Source organism: Paenibacillus sp. FSL M7-0134 (genome assembly GCF_038007865.1).
Classification (GTDB): domain Bacteria; phylum Bacillota; class Bacilli; order Paenibacillales; family Paenibacillaceae; genus Paenibacillus; species Paenibacillus polymyxa_B.
In genome coordinates, this window is record NZ_JBBOXV010000002.1 from 268,671 (window position 1) to 286,659 (window position 17,989).

The 17,989-nt window shown below is 41.7% G+C and carries 14 protein-coding genes; 11 read left to right on the forward strand and 3 right to left on the reverse strand.

The genetic code is table 11. The features are described from left to right. Window positions 1-4 precede the first annotated feature (4 nt). The 5 genes from treP (at window position 5) to NSQ58_RS16980 (ending at window position 7,204) form a co-directional block, all read left to right on the forward strand. Complete coding sequence (treP, locus tag NSQ58_RS16960; protein WP_075153707.1) at window positions 5-1,963, forward strand: PTS system trehalose-specific EIIBC component; 1,959 nt, start codon at window positions 5-7, stop codon at window positions 1,961-1,963. 73 nt (window positions 1,964-2,036) lie between these two features. Further along, window positions 2,037-2,795 (forward strand): trehalose operon repressor, encoded by a 759-nt coding sequence (gene treR / locus NSQ58_RS16965; RefSeq protein ID WP_279835498.1) that lies wholly within the window; start codon window positions 2,037-2,039, stop codon window positions 2,793-2,795. A 201-nt stretch (window positions 2,796-2,996) separates the two neighbouring features. Continuing rightward, on the forward strand, window positions 2,997-3,737 hold the full coding sequence (locus NSQ58_RS16970) for a LytR/AlgR family response regulator transcription factor (protein ID WP_069079786.1): 741 nt from the start codon (window positions 2,997-2,999) through the stop codon (window positions 3,735-3,737). A gap of 1 nt (window position 3,738) precedes the next feature. After that, window positions 3,739-5,040, forward strand: a complete 1,302-nt coding sequence (locus NSQ58_RS16975) for an ATP-binding protein (protein WP_053324586.1) — start codon at window positions 3,739-3,741, stop codon at window positions 5,038-5,040. A 121-nt stretch (window positions 5,041-5,161) separates the two neighbouring features. Continuing rightward, on the forward strand, window positions 5,162-7,204 hold the full coding sequence (locus tag NSQ58_RS16980) for a serine hydrolase domain-containing protein (RefSeq protein WP_341057906.1): 2,043 nt from the start codon (window positions 5,162-5,164) through the stop codon (window positions 7,202-7,204). Between the two features lie 113 nt (window positions 7,205-7,317). On the opposite strand, the gene NSQ58_RS16985 is transcribed toward NSQ58_RS16980, so the two are convergent. Genes NSQ58_RS16985 through NSQ58_RS16995 form a run of 3 tightly spaced genes read right to left on the reverse strand, consistent with a single transcriptional unit; the run spans window position 7,318 to window position 11,311 of the window. Further along, window positions 7,318-8,511 (reverse strand): Ger(x)C family spore germination protein, encoded by a 1,194-nt coding sequence (locus NSQ58_RS16985; protein WP_023986889.1) that lies wholly within the window; start codon window positions 8,509-8,511, stop codon window positions 7,318-7,320. Beyond that, window positions 8,504-9,607 (reverse strand): GerAB/ArcD/ProY family transporter, encoded by a 1,104-nt coding sequence (locus tag NSQ58_RS16990; RefSeq protein ID WP_068941337.1) that lies wholly within the window; start codon window positions 9,605-9,607, stop codon window positions 8,504-8,506. Before NSQ58_RS16990 ends, NSQ58_RS16985 begins: the two co-directional genes overlap by 8 nt. A gap of 24 nt (window positions 9,608-9,631) precedes the next feature. After that, window positions 9,632-11,311 carry a spore germination protein gene (locus NSQ58_RS16995; protein WP_068941338.1) on the reverse strand — a complete coding sequence of 560 codons (1,680 nt, stop codon included), beginning with the start codon at window positions 11,309-11,311 and terminating at the stop codon, window positions 9,632-9,634. A 232-nt stretch (window positions 11,312-11,543) separates the two neighbouring features. Here NSQ58_RS16995 and NSQ58_RS17000 point away from each other — a divergent pair, with 232 nt between their 5' ends. From NSQ58_RS17000 to NSQ58_RS17025, 6 genes are all read left to right on the forward strand, one after another. Next, window positions 11,544-12,554, forward strand: coding sequence for a LacI family DNA-binding transcriptional regulator (locus NSQ58_RS17000; RefSeq protein ID WP_068941340.1), 1,011 nt, complete (start codon window positions 11,544-11,546; stop codon window positions 12,552-12,554). A 424-nt stretch (window positions 12,555-12,978) separates the two neighbouring features. Then, window positions 12,979-13,635 carry a ribulose-phosphate 3-epimerase gene (gene rpe / locus NSQ58_RS17005; protein WP_068941342.1) on the forward strand — a complete coding sequence of 219 codons (657 nt, stop codon included), beginning with the start codon at window positions 12,979-12,981 and terminating at the stop codon, window positions 13,633-13,635. Between the two features lie 19 nt (window positions 13,636-13,654). Beyond that, on the forward strand, window positions 13,655-14,104 hold the full coding sequence (gene rpiB / locus NSQ58_RS17010) for a ribose 5-phosphate isomerase B (RefSeq protein ID WP_023986894.1): 450 nt from the start codon (window positions 13,655-13,657) through the stop codon (window positions 14,102-14,104). A 42-nt stretch (window positions 14,105-14,146) separates the two neighbouring features. Then, window positions 14,147-15,106, forward strand: a complete 960-nt coding sequence (locus NSQ58_RS17015; RefSeq protein WP_023986895.1) for a DUF7916 family protein — start codon at window positions 14,147-14,149, stop codon at window positions 15,104-15,106. 141 nt (window positions 15,107-15,247) lie between these two features. Further along, complete coding sequence (locus tag NSQ58_RS17020; protein WP_076295385.1) at window positions 15,248-17,107, forward strand: beta-glucoside-specific PTS transporter subunit IIABC; 1,860 nt, start codon at window positions 15,248-15,250, stop codon at window positions 17,105-17,107. Beyond that, complete coding sequence (locus NSQ58_RS17025) at window positions 17,104-17,775, forward strand: DUF4867 family protein (protein ID WP_023986897.1); 672 nt, start codon at window positions 17,104-17,106, stop codon at window positions 17,773-17,775. Before NSQ58_RS17020 ends, NSQ58_RS17025 begins: the two co-directional genes overlap by 4 nt. Window positions 17,776-17,989 lie beyond the last annotated feature (214 nt).

A 17,989-nucleotide genomic window follows, 5' to 3' on the forward strand; every position in this document is an offset into this window, starting at 1 on the left:
CTAAATGGCGATTGAAAGATCACAGGTAGAAGACATTATAAAAGCCGTTGGTGGCAAAGACAACATAGAGGCCTCTACGCATTGCGTAACTCGTCTGCGATTTGCCCTTTATGATGATAAGCTGGTAGACAAAGATGCACTCGAACAAAATGATCTGGTCAAAGGCCAATTTTCTTCACAAGGACAGTATCAGGTCGTAATTGGCCCAGGTCTGGTGGATAAGGTATATGACGAAATGATCTCCATTACAGGAGGTAGTCGGGCTTCTAAAGACGATGTCAAAAATGCGGCAAGCAAAAAACAAAATCCAATTCAGCGTGCCATCAAGACGCTGGCAGATATTTTTATCCCTATCTTGCCCGCAATCGTGACTGCAGGCTTATTGCTTGGAATAAATAATATTTTGACTGGTAAGGGAATCTTCTTCGAAGGAATGGCTTTGGTTCAGGTCTATCCTCAATGGACCGACTTTGCTGCTATCATTAACACCATTGCCAGCACCGCATTTACATTTCTACCTGCCTTAATTGGATGGTCGGCCGTTGTCAGGTTTGGCGGCAGTCCTTTACTCGGGATCGTACTGGGTCTGATTCTGGTTCATCCGGATCTGCTAAGTGCATACGGTTATGCGGATGCGGTTACAAAGGGCACCGTTCCGGTTTGGAATTTGTTTGGGTGGGAAGTGAACAAGATTGGTTATCAAGGACAGGTTTTACCCGTTTTAGTATCCGCTTACGTGCTCGCCCACATTGAGAAATTCCTAAATAAGAAGATAGCGGATTCATTTAAGCTGTTACTCGTAGCACCGATTACATTATTAATAACGGGATTTCTGGCTTTTACAGTGATCGGTCCGGTTACTTTTATGATTGGTAATGCCATTACGTCTGGTCTTGTATACGTTTTCGATTTGGCTCCTGCGCTGGGAGGCCTGATTTATGGAGGCTTGTACTCCTTGCTCGTGATTACGGGAATGCACCATACTTTCCTGGCGGTGGACGTGCAATTAATTGGTACGCAGGGTGGAACATTCCTCTGGCCGATGCTGGCGCTGTCCAATATCGCTCAGGGTGCCGGAGCACTGGCAATGATGCTGGTATTGAAGGAGCAAAAGGGAAAAGGATTGGCTCTTACCTCTTCAGTGTCTGCATTTCTGGGTGTAACCGAGCCTGCCATATTCGGAGTGAATATCCGATATAAATATCCGTTTGTATTCGCAATGATCGGTTCCGGTATTGCAGGTATATTGCTCACCGTAAATCATGTGATGGCTTCTTCCATTGGTGTGGGCGGGATTCCAGGCTTCTTGTCTATTTTCCCAAACAACTGGGGTGTATTCTTCATCGGGATGGCGATCGTGTTAATTGTGCCGTTTGCTTTAACTTTAATGTATGGCAAGTTGTTAACTAAGCGCCGTCAGGCTGCACCAGCCGATGATTCCGTAAGGAAAGACTCGCTTCCGCAAAATACCGCACTAGATGTGCTTGAAGTGAGGACTCCCGTACGAGGACGTGTTGTACCGTTAGAACAAGTTCCTGACCCGGCTTTTGCCGAACGGCAGATGGGTCAAGGTATAGCAGTGGAACCGAAGGATGGCAAAATTCTTGCCCCTTTCAGTGGGCAAGTCATTCACATCATGGTGAAAAGCAAGCATGCCTTGATCTTAGAGCATCCGACAGGTGTACAGATTCTGGTACATGTGGGAATTAACACGGTGTCCCTGAAGGGGGAAGGATTCACCATGCATGTGGAGACAGGTCAAACCGTAAAGCAAGGCCAGCTATTGATGGAATTTGACCGTGAGCTGATTCAGAAATCGGGATACCCCATTATTACACCAGTCATTGTCCCGGATGGTCAGAGTATGATTGAATCGGTTGAGGAACTGCCGGGTGAGGCAGACGATTTGCAGTATACCTTAATGAGAATTCATTTGAATTCTTCATCAGACAATACGAATTAAGTCAGATTCATCGTACAGCCTATTTTAGTGAACAGGAAGTGAAAGGATGCTACAATGAACGTGGTGATGAAAATTGACAAAGAATATATTTTTGCAAATTTATCAGGAGTACTCGGGACGAATCCAGACAGGCGAATTGGCTCCAGGCACGAAAATGCCATCTGAAAATGAACTGGCCCGAGAGTATAACACTTCTCGCGAAACCGTACGTAAGGCACTTCACATGCTTGCACAAAATGGGTATATCCATAAAATAAAAGCTAAAGGATCTTTTGTTCTGGATATGGGACGGATGGATTTCCCTATAGGAGGCTTGGTCAGTTTCAAGGAAATGTCTGAACGGATTGGGCGTACATCACGAACAATTGTACATGAAAATCATTTAATTCCAGTTCCAGATGACATAGCCAATCATCTTGAGATTAACAAAGACAAGTATTTGGTCTGGAAAGTTATTCGTGCGCGTGAGATTGAGGGTGAATGCGTCATACTGGATAAAGATTACTTTCGATCAGACATTGTACCTGTGCTTACCGAGGAAATTAGTCGTGGGTCCATCTACGAATATTTGGAGGGAGAACTCCATCTTCAAATCAGTTATGCCAAAAAAGTGGTTTCCGTAGAAAATGCAGACGAAGAAGATCATAAGCTGATGGACCTTCAGAACTACACTCATGTGGTCGTAGTACGTAACTATGTTTATCTGGAGGACACCACCTTGTTCCAGTATACCGAGTCAAGGCATCGGCTGGACAAATTCCAATTTGTCGACTTTGCCAGACGTTCCCACGGTGAAGAGAAAAGAACTGATTTTTTTAATAACGATCAATAAAACAGTTAAGAAACCCCGTCTTTTGAAGACGAGGGTTTCTTTTTTGCCTTGGATGCAACTGCTGAGCAGCTTGTATACTGGCATTTGAGGGATTTGAATTTGCGTTTTATCCAAAAGCTGTTTATAGAATATTAAAAGGTTATATACTGTTTAGAATACAATTCCATGATCAATGCAATGGGAATGAGGTGTATGTTATTTATGTATAGAGTGGCTATCTGCGATGATGAGCACAAGCACAGAGAACTTGTTAAAAATATGCTGATCACTTTGTCGATAAAGACCAATATAGAATTTAAAGTTGAATTATTCGACTCAGGAGAACAGCTGGTATCTCATTATCAAAACCATGAATCTCCATTCCATATCTTAATATTGGATGTTGAAATGAATGGCATAAACGGAATTCAAACCGCCCAAAAAATAAGGAATTTAAATCACCTGGATGAACAGATTGTTTTTTTAACGAGCTACCCTGAATATATGGTGGAAAGTTTTGACGTAGTCACATTTCAGTATTTAATAAAACCGATTGCTCCCCATATCTTTGAGGAAAAAATGATAAAGCTGTGTCAATATTTTCAATCTCTCGATAAAAAATTCGTTATCATCAAGTCAGCTTATGAGGAAGTGCTTTTAAAATATGATGATATCATTAGTATTGAAGTGGCCAAAAGCTTAACCATAAAAAACAAACTGCATTTTGTAACCTCTACTCAAACCTATGATAGCAAAGGGATTCTTTCGGACTATGCTTCAGCATTAAAAGAACATAATTTTCTACAAATTCATCGTTCGATTATTATAAACTTAATTCATGTGAAAAAATTTGCTGGCGGTGATGTTTTGATGTCAAATGATGTGAAGTTACCTATTGGGCGTTCTAAAATAAAAGAAGTTAAAGATCTATATACCAAATTTATGATCATGAAGATGCATTAATATGATGGAATATAGCTACCTGCTTCTTAACCTATGTGTTGTACTGGTGATGTGCTTTCAAGTGAATTTTTACTTTAACTCCGTTTTTGATAAGTCCAATCGAAAGCCAAATAGATTCATATATTTCATTATTTTCGGGTTGCTGAACATCTTATATTTAAGTGTTTATCTGTCTCCTACGCTATCCTCGATTTTGGCATTACTTGTCATATTTAGTTTAGCGCACTCGTATACAGTGGAAATAAAGACAAAGATCATTTTTTCTATCCTTTATGCTGTATTGATAACCATCGTTAATTTTATATCTCTTTATATTTTATATGCTGTAGGCTCCGTTAAAATTAGCAACTTTAGCCATTTGGGTGGGCAAGATCACTTGATATCCTCTAAGGTTATGTTACTCAGCTGCATTATCATGTTTGCTGTCATTCAGATTATACGGCTATTTGCCAAACGCAGAACCTTCCCTTTGCAGCATCGTTACTATATTTTATTTTTAATCGTTCCCATCATAAGTTTATACCAGGTCAATGTTTTATCTGTTTATAGTGAAAAGAATATGTATTATTTTGGTTCTATTATTAGCTTTATTTTTTTAAATGTTTTTATCATATATATTTTCGATAATATCATTGAAAAATTTCAATTAATGCATGAAAATGCTCAATTACAACATCAGATGGACTACCAAGATGCTAACTACGAAAAAACGGTTTACAGCTTCAAAAATATGAAAAGAATCATTCATGATACACACCAACAGTTTTTGTATATTGAAGAATGTATCAAGAGAAATGAATTGGCTGAGGCGAGTGAACATATTAAGGTTACATTAAATAAAATCGAAGGAGCCTATCAAAGGGTTAATACCGGTAATCTGGTTATAGATGCTCTTGTCACAAATAGTCTTAATATTGCTCAGGCCAATGGCATCAAGGTAGATACTCAGCTTAACTTGTATTCACAAAAAGTAAATATTGAACGTTATGACTTGTGTGTCGCTCTGGGCAATATGCTGGATAATGCCATAGAAGCATCTAAAAAGATCAAGATTGCGGATGATAGGTACATTCTTATTAAAATACATTCCAATGAGTCCGCGCTTTTCATTCACATCCTTAATCATGTGGAGAATGAAGTGGCTCATTTGCATAGTCAAAAATCAAACCCGGATGTACATGGCATTGGCTTGACCAATATATCCAGAATATGTGACAAATACGGTGGGAATATGACCATTGAAACAAAAAATAAAGTATTCGATAATATGGTTTTATTGCCATTTTATAAGGACAATTCTTAGACATCTTGCTGTTTAGGGATTGTTTTTTTCGTTTCAGGGTGACTTTTTTATATAGAATCCTCGTTCATAGTATGATCAGTCCAGTAATAATCTGGGAACCCATAAGAGGAGGAAATATGGAATGAAGAAAATAATAGCTGTGTTCATTTCGGCTATGCTTTTTGTACTGCCGATGACGAATGCTTTTGCTCAAGACAATCCTGAACCCATTAAGGAAAAGGCTCGCAGTCTGGCCTCGGAGCTGGTATCCAAATACGGTGCTAGCGGTGTGCAGTATGCCATTAGGGACCATGGAAACATCGTATTATCGGATAGCGTGGGTGTAAAGAATAAAGCAACCAACGAGCCAATCACCAAGGATACGATGTTCGGTATAGGCTCTACAAGCAAAATGTATGTATCTGCTGCAACGATGATGCTGGTGGATGCCCATAAGGTAGATATTGATCAGCCGCTAACAACATACATTAAGGACTTTACAATGGCTGATGAAAGGTACAAACAAATTACACCACGTATGCTGTTAAATCATTCGTCGGGTCTTTACGGTGCCCACTATAAAAATAGTATGTTATTTAATGACAATGATACAGAAAATCATGATGAGCTATTGCTGAGATTACGATCAGAAACTTTAAAATCCAACCCCGGCGAATATTCTGTATATAGTAATGATAGTTTTCAATTGCTTGAAATATTGGTTGAACGGGTGAGTGGTCTAAGTTATACCGAATTTCTGGCAAAGCATATTAGTGCCCCTTTGGGTTTGAACTCTACGAAAACACCACTCGATCAGTTTGACAGACAAAAGCTGTCCAAAACTTATTTTCCTGCGATTGAGGGGGCCTTACCCGTTGAAAATGCCAATGTCATCGGGACAGGGGGCTTATACTCTACCGCAGAAGAGGTGGCTATGTTTTCAGAAGTATTAATGGGAAACAGACCCGATGTTTTATCTGCACAATCGGCGAAGTCCATGCAAAGTCATGAATATCGAAAAGGAATATGGGTACCTGAAGAGACAAACAGCTTTAATTATGGGCTTGGCTGGGATGCGGTTCAGTTGGCACCGTTTAGTGATTACGGAATAACTGCGCTATCCAAGGGTGGGGATACTGTTTTGTATCACTCTACTTTGATCACCATACCAGAGCATCAAATTTCTATGGCTGTGCTTTCATCTGGAGGGTCTTCCATCTTAGATAGTATTTTTGCTTCTAACGTTTTATTGGAAGTTTTAAAAGATAAGGGCATCATTAAAGACATCATACCAGATAAAACATTTGAGGCTCCTGTAAAAGTGGAAATGCCATCTGATTTACTTTCTTATTCGGGATTATACGGTTCTGTGGGTACAACCATCAATGTAGAGATTAAAAACGGTGAGTTTGATTTACCTGCTTTTTTGGATGGATTCGTCCCGGCGCAAAAATATGTGTATACAGGTGATGGACAATTCAAAAGCAGTGATGGCAGTGTAGCCGTAAGCTTTGACAAACAAAAAAACGGGAAAACGTATATTAAGGCTAACATTTATTTAAACTTTCCGGGATTAGGCCAAATGGTTATGGTGATTTATGAATATCAAAAGCTTGATGCCAATCCTCTAAATACTACAGTTAAAAAGGCATGGGAAAATAGAAACGGGAAAAATTATTATGCTTTGGATGAAAAGATATCTTCCATATTTTATCTGGCCCCCTCATTTATAACAAAAAAAATATCCGTTGATCATGATGGATACGCAAGTGGTACTAAAATTGTGGATGAGAATAAAGCAGTAAATGCCGTTGAGATTCCTGTTATGAGTGGAAGAGATGCATTTGATCTGAATTTTTATACCAAGGATGGTTCGGAGTATTTAACCATAGATGGACAATCCTATATCAGTGAAGATGCTGTTAAACCTATCTTGGGAGGAAAATCAGTGTACACCATACCATCTAATGGCCAAGCCACATGGTATAAAATAGATAAAAACTCAGCCAATAAAACGATGACCGTTGATTTTCCAAAAAGCGGAGGCTTCGCTGTCTATGATGAAAACGGAGCGGTTGTACAATTTTCAACTGCTAGCAATAACAATTCGGTTGTACTGCCCAAAGGTGGCTTGATCGTTTTAGGTGGCCATGCAGGGGATGGATTTAAAATCAATTTGAATTAAGCGTGTAGCCGCTTCTGGAAATTCAGGAGCGACCGTTGCAGTGTTGGATGGTTATGAAGACAACCGCGAATCTTAAGTCGAATTGGCTTTTATATAAGGCCAATTCGACTCTTTCATTCGGCAGATGAGCCTAAATCCGTAATAGATAATTTTATATCGAAGGTTACGGGTATTTTGCTGAATTTGTAATCCCAATCATCCTTTACTTTTTTCCACACTTGAGGCTGCTCAATATTTAAACGTTCACCAAAACTGGCGACATCGACTTTATATTCTGATTGTAATTTGTGCATAAGAGACTTAATCCTTCTAGTCACTTCTTTTTCAAATTCTTTCTCAGCCTCTTTCATGTTTCGTGTCTCTGTCGGGTTCACTTTCTCATCCCAGTTTTCGATTAAACGTCCTTTGGATTCAATTTTTACGTGAAACGAGATATCGTTACCCTCGGTCACCTTCGCTGTTATTTTGCTTTTTACCGATTTGATCTCATAAGTTATAGCTTCATTCCGCTTGTCATACGTTTTGACAGCTCCGCCCTCAACATCACCTTTAATCCATGCAATGCTCTCTACGTCTTGTTGTCCCAAACTACCGATCCAGTGACCGGTGTCTCCTTTAATAACACCAGCACCCGAAAATTCTAATTCTCCATCGGATTCAGAAATGTTTTGCAATATATAGCTTTTTTTGGAGTGCATCAACCCATCCAACTCAGACAAATTGACTCCCCTCATCACCTTGCTGGTTCTGAAATGATTACGAAGCATATATAGAATATGAATGGATGGGACCTCGTCCTTATATTTGGTAACTAAGGTATCAGCTGCACGTTCCTTACTTAAGAAAACAAAACAACTCGGACGAATATCATTATCACGAAGCACAAAATCCATCAATTGCTGCATCGTCTGTTGTTCTGCCAATTTGGTGGAAACCACCATGACCTTTAGATGGTGACCAATAATCGGGCGATCCAGACGAAGGGATAATTGCCGGAAGATTTCAAGTAAAGAATCCCCGGTGGCAGCTATATTAATATAGTTTGGCCCTTGTCCACCACCTTGTTTTGCCGTGTTTCCAAAAGTCTTTTTGGGGACGATTTGCACAGTGGCAGTAATTTTATTTTTCTTGAAGTAACGGCTGCCTTCCTTTTCCAGGTCCTTTTCCACTGTGCTGGGCTCACCCTTATCCAGAGCCAGTCCTGTATACATGCTTAGTTCTTCTATTTCTCTGCTGCTCCAGCAACCGGCTTGAGTTACCAGGAGAATGAAGGCAAGCAGCAAAGATAGGATTTGTTGCCTATACATTTTGCTTCATTCCCTTCTTCCTGATCATGAAAACGATGGAGAGAAGTACCGGGACCAGAAAAAATAAAATGATTCCCATGTATCCGATCGCATCGCCTAGGCTAAACACTTCCATCATACGAACAGGAGTCATTGTGGAGATAAAGATAATTGGGATTAAGCCGAAAATCGCATAACGATATTTAAGGCCAAATACCTGTGAGACACCTAAGGATGCATTGAAGAAAAAACTGCAGAAATTACAAAACATTTGCATCATCCAGATTACCAGCAACGGAAACTCAAGACGTTCAAAAAGAAATCCGGAGATTTCAAAGCTGCGCATTAAATTAATGGTGGGCCAGGTACTTGTCATAGTAGAGTCCACCGATAACCCGCCGACTACCATAACTACTGTCAAAAAGTATAATACCCAAGGGATGCTGATTCCCACTACCATGGCCTTTATGGCTTTTTCAGGGTACTGTAAGAAAGCGACCAGTGTCATGATGACTTCACATCCAGTGAAAACAAGGACAGTCGACTTTAGCCCCTTAACTACTGGAAGAATACCGCTACTCAATACAGGACGAAGATGGTCAATTTCAAAGATCCTTAGGCTAAGGACAAAACAGATGAGTAAAAAGAAGAGACTGATCGGGAGTACAATCTGGTATAACCGCGCAATGGGATTAATACCTCCAAAAACCAGATAACTTCCCACCCAGATGAATGGAATCACAATCGCCCATATGGGTGTCCCTTCAAGCAAAAAATAAATCGTCACTTCAGCTAAAACACGAATCTCAAAGCCAGCGATGATGATAAAGTATATGATTAATAATAGACTTAAAAATCCTCCTGGAATGATACCGACGATTCTCCTGGAGTATTGATACACAGTGTTACCGGGAAATTGTTGGCTTAATTTTACCATGAGCAACACCACTAATATGACAATACATCCGCCAAGCAGGACAGAGAGCCATGCATCCGGAGTCTTTACCGTTTCAGTTACACCTCTCGGCAGTGTCAAAATCCCTGCGCCTAATACCGTATTGGTCAGGAATACTGCCGCCTGTTTGGATGTAATCTTATCATCAGAACGTCTAAACACAATCCTTCCTCCTTCCTCCGGGTGCTATGATTTGCGCTTGCTTTGCTGAGTTTTCATCATAACGGGTCTTCGTTTCATCAGAGATATAGGGGCTCGAATGTACACATCCTTCCAGTCGCTTGGACGCATAGGGGAGAAGGGAGTCACATACGGTACGCCAAAGCTTTTTAATTTCGTCAGATGGATACAAATTAACAGAAAGAACAATACGGTTCCAAACATGCCCAGGATTGCTGCAAATAGCATGCCAACGAAACGCAAAAGACGCAAGGTAATGCCCGCACTATATGTCGGTATCGAAAACGAAGAGATGGCAGTAACCGAAACCACAATCACCAGGAACGGGCTAACAATGCCCGCATTGACAGCAGCATCGCCGATGACTAAGCCTCCCACAATGCCCATGGCAGGACCGATAGGTTTGGGCAATCGTATGCCGGCTTCCCGCAGGATTTCGATAGAGATTTCCAGAATCATAACTTCTATGACAGATGGAAAAGGAACGCCTTGACGGGTCTCGATGATGCTAATAATCAGCTTGGTTGGAATCAAACCGGGATGAAACGATATGAAAGAGATATATAAAGCAGGACCCATAAGCGCTATAAAAGCTCCGCAAAATCGTAACACGCGTAAAAGTGTCCCTGGAATCCAGCGCTCATAATAGTCCTCGGGAGATTGGAGTAGCATACTGAAGGTCACCGGAACAATAAGTGCAAAGGGAGTACCATCCAGCAGAATCGCTACTCTTCCTTCCAACAAGGCACTCATGACACGGTCGGGGCGCTCAGTGTTGTGAGCCTGCTGGAACGGACTTAAATAATTGTCTTCAATAAGTTGCTCCACATAACCGGATTCAGCTAAAAAGTCCATGTCTATTTTTGAAATTCTGCTGTTTACTTCTTCGAGGAGATCCGGATTCACAATATCCTTGATGTACGCGACAACCAGATCTTTTTTGATTCGGCTTCCCACTTGGAATTTCTTCATTTCCAGACTTTTGTTTATGCCTTGGCGTCGAAGCATCGAAGTATTTTCACTTAATACCTCCGTAAAACCAATTCTGGGCCCCCGAAGTAATGCTTCAGAGGTTGGTTCATTGACGGAGCGAATGGCGCCATTAGGCGAGCCTACCAGCAGTGCTCCCTTCATTCCTTCAATTAATAAGGCAGTATGCCCTAAAAGTATAGACTCTTGCAGGTCCTCCATATCAGCAACTTCACTAATTTGCGTAAGCGGCATCAAGCTTTCTTTTATAAAAGAGCTATTTATACTTTCCTGCTGTTCCTGTGGGGCCTGCTGGCCGTCAAACATCAAGACCTCCAATACCTGCTTGCTCATTAGCTTTTCATCCTGCATACCATCTATGAAGACTAAAACGGACCGTGCATGATATTTCTTTACTACAAACTCACGAAAATGCACATCACTATTTTCGCCTATAGCTTCTTGGATCGACTTTAAGTCGGAATCATAATTCCCTGTAATTTTGGAGCTTGGTTCATGCTGCTGATCAGCGTGGCCTTCGTTATGTTCGTCGGAAAGAGAACGACCAGAAGAATGCTTGGATTTCGCTCCCTTACTGCCAACAAACGAATAAATCGAGGTGTTTATATAATAAATCCCTAAAGGAATAATCAATGCGAGGCCTGCTTGAAAGAGTGTACTCCAGCTTGGAATATAAGAAATTATTTTAGACCACATGATGATCACCTCCATACGATTAATTCATTTTTCCTTAAGATACAAGTTGTTCCTAAAGTATTCCTTATAAAGGTTGTATTTACTCATTAAATGGTATGTTGACTTGTGGTCTCTTCGTATTTTGGCGGAAAACTCTTTCTATGCTAGTGTGTCAGTTGACACCCATATTAGGATTATGTTAATCTCCAATCAGGAAAACGTTTACTCAATATAATTATTTGAGGGAAATAATATGAAAAAAAATCAAGTGTCCATAAAGGATATTGCCAGGTTAAGTGGAGTTTCTGTAGCTACGGTTTCCCGTGTGATTAACGAGAATGGTCGCTTCTCTGAGGAAACACGGCAGAAGGTTGTTGAAGTAATCCAAAAGTACCAATATGAGACTAACAGCATCGCCAAAAGCCTGCGGATGAGTAAATCACAGACGATTGGCGTTTTGGTGCCGGATATTAATAATGAATTTTTTTCAGTCATTGTACAAAAAGTGGAAAGCTTCTTTTTTAAACAAGGATATTCTACCATTATATGTAATACTGCTAAAGATGCGGAGAAGGAACGAGAATATTTGAAAACTTTGGATGGAAAAATGGTAGATGGTCTGATCTGCATTTCGGGTCAGGAGGAGCTTTCTGCGGAATTGCTTAAACGTCCCATTCCGATTGTATGTATTGACCGACGACCAAAGATTAATACGAACGTAGCTTTTATTGAGTCCAATCATTATGAGGGTGGATTTTTGGCGACAGAGGAGCTGATTAACAAAGGCTGCAAGGAAATTTTGCTGTTGACCAAGCAAAACAATCTATCCTCTGTTAATGAGCGTCTGTACGGGTATAAAGATGCTCTGCAAAAGCATGGACTGCATCCATCCGAGGACCGCTTGGTTGCAGTTCGCAATGATGGGCCTACTCTGGAGACCGCACAGGCTGCTATTAAACATGTCTTGGAAAAAGGACTGCGGTTTGACGGTATTTTTGCAACTAATGACTGGTTGGCTTTGGGCGGATTACTGGCGTTACAGAAATTCGGAGTACAGGTCCCCGGTGAAGTCAAGATAGTGGGTTTTGATAATGACACAATTTCCCAATATTGTAATCCACCATTGACCACAATTGAACAGGATAAAGAAACACTTGCAGATAAAGCTTCCAGTATGCTGCTTCGTATGCTGAGTGGAGACAAGATGGAACAAGAGCAGCATTATTCCATCCCAGTACGATTGATACAACGCAGTACCACCTAGTTTCGTGGTCAGATATCATCTTGCATTAGCCAAGGGAGAGGTGAGCATAGGTACTGTTTTACCTCTCCAGAGTAAGATGGTCGAGCTGTGCTCTATTATGCTGTAAACTTTCCCGTTTAATATCCAACAAAAAAATGGTTTGACAACAATATCAGAAAATGATAACTTTAATTATGTTAAATGTAATCGTTTACCCAATCGTTTACCCAAGAGAGTTCAGAATCCATATGATGTGTGAGAAACCAACAAGTGATGAAGTTCGAGCCATGAACTGTTGTTATTTTTTTAATGGGTAAACGTTTTCCTAATTGGTTTATTCAATACCAAAGAGCAGAAGAATTAACGGTTGCTTTTTGGAAAATGTTAAACAGATTATGTCGTTTGAGTAATCGTTTACTCTATTTTAGAAGAAGGGTGATTATGAATGAGTATGTTATTATGTCCTTCCATGATGTGCGCTAATTTCAGCTCCTTGGAACATGAAGTAAACGCGCTGGAAGAAGCCAATGTGGATATTTATCATATTGATATTATGGATGGTAGATTTGTCCCTAATTTCGGAATGGGGCTTCAGGATTTGGAGTTTATCCGTAAACAAACCCAAAAAACAATGGATGTACATCTGATGATAGACAACCCTTCCGCCTATATTGATTTATTTGCCGATAAGGGTGCAGACATCATTTATTTTCACCCGGAGGCCGATATGCACCCGACGCGCACCATTGACCGAATTGTTGGAAGAGGGGTAAAAGCGGGAATCGCTCTTAATCCGGGGACAGCCATTGCTGCAGTAGAACCTTTACTTGGCATGGTTGACTATGTGTTGGTCATGACCGTAAATCCGGGTTTTGCAGGGCAAAAATATTTACCCTTCGTGAACGACAAGATTAAAGCGCTGCAAGCTTTTAAACACGAAAAGGGATTGAATTATACAATCGTGGTTGATGGGGCTATCTCCGAAGAGAAGATCAACGAATTGGCACACTACGGGGTTGAAGGATTCGTACTGGGGACATCCACTTTGTTTGGTAAAGAAGAATCTTACAAAACCATCATTAACAGATTAAAAAATATCTAATTCGGGGAGGAATAAAGCCATGAAAATTGCCATCGGTAGCGACCATGTGGCTGTAGAGCTTAAAACGACGATTTCAACTTATCTTAATGAACTGGGTCATGAGGTCATGGACTATGGACCGCAAACTTCAGAAAGAACCGACTATCCGAAGTATGGAAAGCTCGTTGCAGAGGCTGTGGTCGGAAAGCAGGCTGACGCAGGCATTCTGATTTGCGGCACAGGCGTGGGAATATCCATCTCGGCCAACAAAGTCAAGGGAATTCGGGCTGTAGTATGCAGCGAGCCTTACTCTGCACAGCTGTCCAAGCAGCACAACAATACAAATGTTCTTGCATTCGGTGCACGTGTCGTCGGAAGCGAATTGGCGAAAATGATAGTGAAATCATGGCTGGAGGCTGAGTTTGAAGGAGGACGCCATGGCGACCGCATCAAGATGATATCCGACATCGAGGAACAGCATTTGTGCTGACGAACGACCACTTAAAACATAAATGACTTGGAGGAGATTACATTGGCAAAAAGATTAATCGCAAGCACGAAAACGGATATTTTGAAATTTAGCGCAGCAGATCTAAAAGAATCCATTCTGGCTTCTGAAGGGCGCGTCATTATGGGACAGCATCATGTGATGCTGAATTCCGGCCTGGTCGATGGCGTTACCAATGCGGAGATCCAAGCAGCTTACGGCGCAGATATGGTTATGCTGAATGGCTTTGATATGATCAAGGAAGAATCCAATATCGGATTGCGTGAAATGAAGCATGGCAAGCTGGCTGATAAGCCGTATAGCCTGAAGCAAATCAAGGAATGGGCCGGTGTTCCGCTCGGTATTTATTTTGAGTGTCCAAGCCCGGATGCTCAGGTTGCGGGAGAACAATATGTGGAGGCCAAAGAAGGAAGAATCGCTTCCAGAGAGAACTTCCTGCGTGCCTTAGAGATTGGAGCTGACTTTATCGTATTGGGAGGAAATCCTTCCGCAGGTACAACCTTTGAACGGATCATTGAGGCTACCAAGCTGGCAAAAGAAACACTGGGAGACAAAATCCTGATCTGCGCCGGAAAATGGGAAGACGGAACCATTGAGAAAGTATTGGGTGATCCACTGAGCGAGAGACCTTCCAATGAAATTATTAAGGACTTGATCGATTCTGGTGCTGACGTTATTACGTTGCCTGCACCTGGCTCCAGACATGGTATTACAGTGGAGCACGTCAGACAATGTGTAGAATTTGTCCATTCATATAAACCCGGAACGCTTGCTCTTTCTTTCCTGAACAGCTCAGTTGAAGGGGCAGATGTTCAAACGATTGCCTGGATCGCACTCATGATGAAACAGACGGGCGCGGATATTCATGCCATTGGAGATGGTGGTTATGCAGGAACACCTCTTCCTGAAAACGTATACCAGCTTGCGCTGTCCATTAAAGGACGCAGACATACAATCAAGAGAATGGTAGGAAGAAGCCGGTAACGATTGACCCCGTGTAATTCAGAGACTCTATATTCTTTTCGTACTCCTTGGAGTGCGCGTAGAGTCTTTGAATTACCACCATCCATGTAAACGTTTACTTTTATAGAAAAATGCCAAATGAGGATTAAAGGAGCGAGCAGTATGTCCAATGAAAAACTGGCAAAAGACATTTTAGCGTCCGTTGGCGGAGAAGGAAATGTCTCTAGCTTGGTGCATTGTGCCACTCGGTTAAGATTTAAATTAAATAGCAGGGATCAGGCCGACAAGAACCAAACACAAAATATTCCCGGGGTTATTACAGTTGTTGAAAACGGTGGACAATATCAAGTGGTCATTGGAAATACGGTAGGGGACGTATATAAAGACATTTTAAAGATCAGTAGCCTTGGAGATGACGACAAATCGAATGCATCCGCTGCTCCTGAAGGCAACTGGTTCAACAAAACGGTGGACATTATTTCCGGTATTTTTACACCATTTTTGGGGGCACTGGCAGCTTCGGGGATTTTGAAAGGGCTTTTATTAATGCTCGTCTCGTTAGGATGGCTCACCAAAACAGGTGGTGTCTATTCGATCTGGTTCGCTGCCGCAGACAGTATCTTTTATTTCCTGCCGATCGCGATTGCTGTGACCTCTTCGAAGAAATTTGGAGCCAATACCTTTGTTGCGCTTGCGGTAGCAGGGGCTCTGGTGTATCCGAATATTATTACTTTGTATAACGATAAAACGGATATTTCGTTCTTCAATATTCCTGTTGTTCTTATGAGTTATACTTCTTCGGTTATTCCAGTGATTATCGCGGTTTGGTTGCTATCCATTCTGGAGAAATTCCTGAATAGAGTAATTCATGATAGCGTGAAAAATTTTATAACGCCACTTATCTGTCTGATGGTCATTGTTCCCTTGACTCTGATTGCGGTTGGACCAATTGGAATATATGCGAGCTTGGGGCTGGCTAAGGGTTACACTTTCTTATACAATTTGAGTCCGATTGTAGCGGGAGTCATTGTAGGTGCCGGGTGGCAGATGTTAGTTGTTATGGGGCTCCACTGGGCGTTTATTCCTATCATGTACAATAACATTGCGGTATACGGTCATGATACTTTGAAACCATTATTTGCGCCTTCTAACTTTGCACAAGCAGGTGCGGCACTGGGTGTATTCCTTAAAACCAGAAATCCAAAAGTGAGAGCGATTGCCGGGCCTGCAGCGATAACAGGTTTGTTTGGCATCACGGAACCGATCATCTACGGGATTAGTATCCGCTACAAAAAACCGTTCGTATGGGCTATTATCGGGGGCGCTATCGCCGGGGCAATCACAGGTGCGGCGGGTTCCGTGGCAATTGCTCCAGGTATACCGGGCTTGGCATCCCTGCCGATATTCTTCGGCACAGGATTTGCCGGATTCGTAATTGCCATTATCGTAGCTTATATATTCACAGCCATTACCACGTATTTCTTTGGATTTAATGATTCCATGGAAACAGAAATGATTGCAGTCCATGAAGAGAAGAAAGAAGCTGCAACCCCAGCTCCTGCGCTAACGAACGAGAATATTTCCAGCCCGCTGACGGGTACTGTCAAACCGTTATCCGAGATATCTGATGAAGTGTTCTCTACTGGAGCCATGGGTAAAGGCGTTGCTATTGTGCCTGAGGATGGCAAACTGCTCTCTCCATTCAACGGAACTATAGCTAATGCCTTCCGTACAGGCCATGCGATTGGTATTGTATCGGATGGAGGAACGGAGATCTTGGTTCACATCGGTATGGACACCGTCAAGTTGAAAGGACAGCATTTTAAAACGCATATCTCAGAAGGGGATCGGGTTACCAAAGGTCAACTGCTGGTCGAGTTTGATATTGGAGCAATTAAAGCTCTGGGCTATGACATGACTACACCGATTATTGTGACGAATACAGCCGAATACTCTGACGTTAAGGTGCTGGGAAATAACCGAGTGTACACAGGAGATTCATTGCTGGAGGTCAAGCTATGAAGACTACGGAAAGACTAAATCAAATCAATGCACCTTTGGTTATTTATGAGGTAATGAGCGAAGCATTCCGCCCGTATGGAAGGCTGCTGCCTCATTTTAATACCACAGAGCTTATCAAGTATGCAAAAGAAACGACCAGCGTACCCGATCAGGGAAACCATTATGTACCTTCGGTCGCAGAACTCGAAGACTTCGGTGTAATTCACCGGATTCAAGATGAGGTGTACGGCCAACTTCCAATTCAGGCTGGTTTTTGCGCAGGTCAGAATACGGGTCTGACCGGGCTGGAATATCATCAGGGCAGCGAGGTGGTGATTGCCGCTACAGACTGTATTCATCTTGTCGGCAGAGTACAGGACATTGAGGACAATTCCTATGACAGTGCAAATGTTCAGGTGTTTTTTCAGCCTAAAAACACGGTTGTCGAGATATATTCAACGACACTTCATTATGCTCCCTGTAAAGTTGACAGTGAAGGATATTTGACGATTGTGATCCTTCCGGCAGGAACGAATATGCCACTTGAAGCGGGAGAAGGTAGCCGGGGGAACCTACTGCTGACTAAGAAAAATAAATTTCTTATGGTTCATAGTACACAGATGGAAAAAATCGCGGCTGGCGTCCATCCCGGGCTGCACGGGAAGTTGCTGAATATTTCACCCATTTGAGTCAAAGTCCATCATTCATAAATTAAATTAAGGGACCAGCTAGCTGGTCCTTTTTTTTAACTCAATTTCAGCTGCTTACCTTTATCCCTTGAAGCAGAATAGGGAAATCCCTAAATATTTTTAATTTGAACTACATTGTGATTCTAATCACATATAGCTCTATCTGCTGCATTAAAATAGAAGCATAAGCAATATTCATAGGAACGTAGGAGAT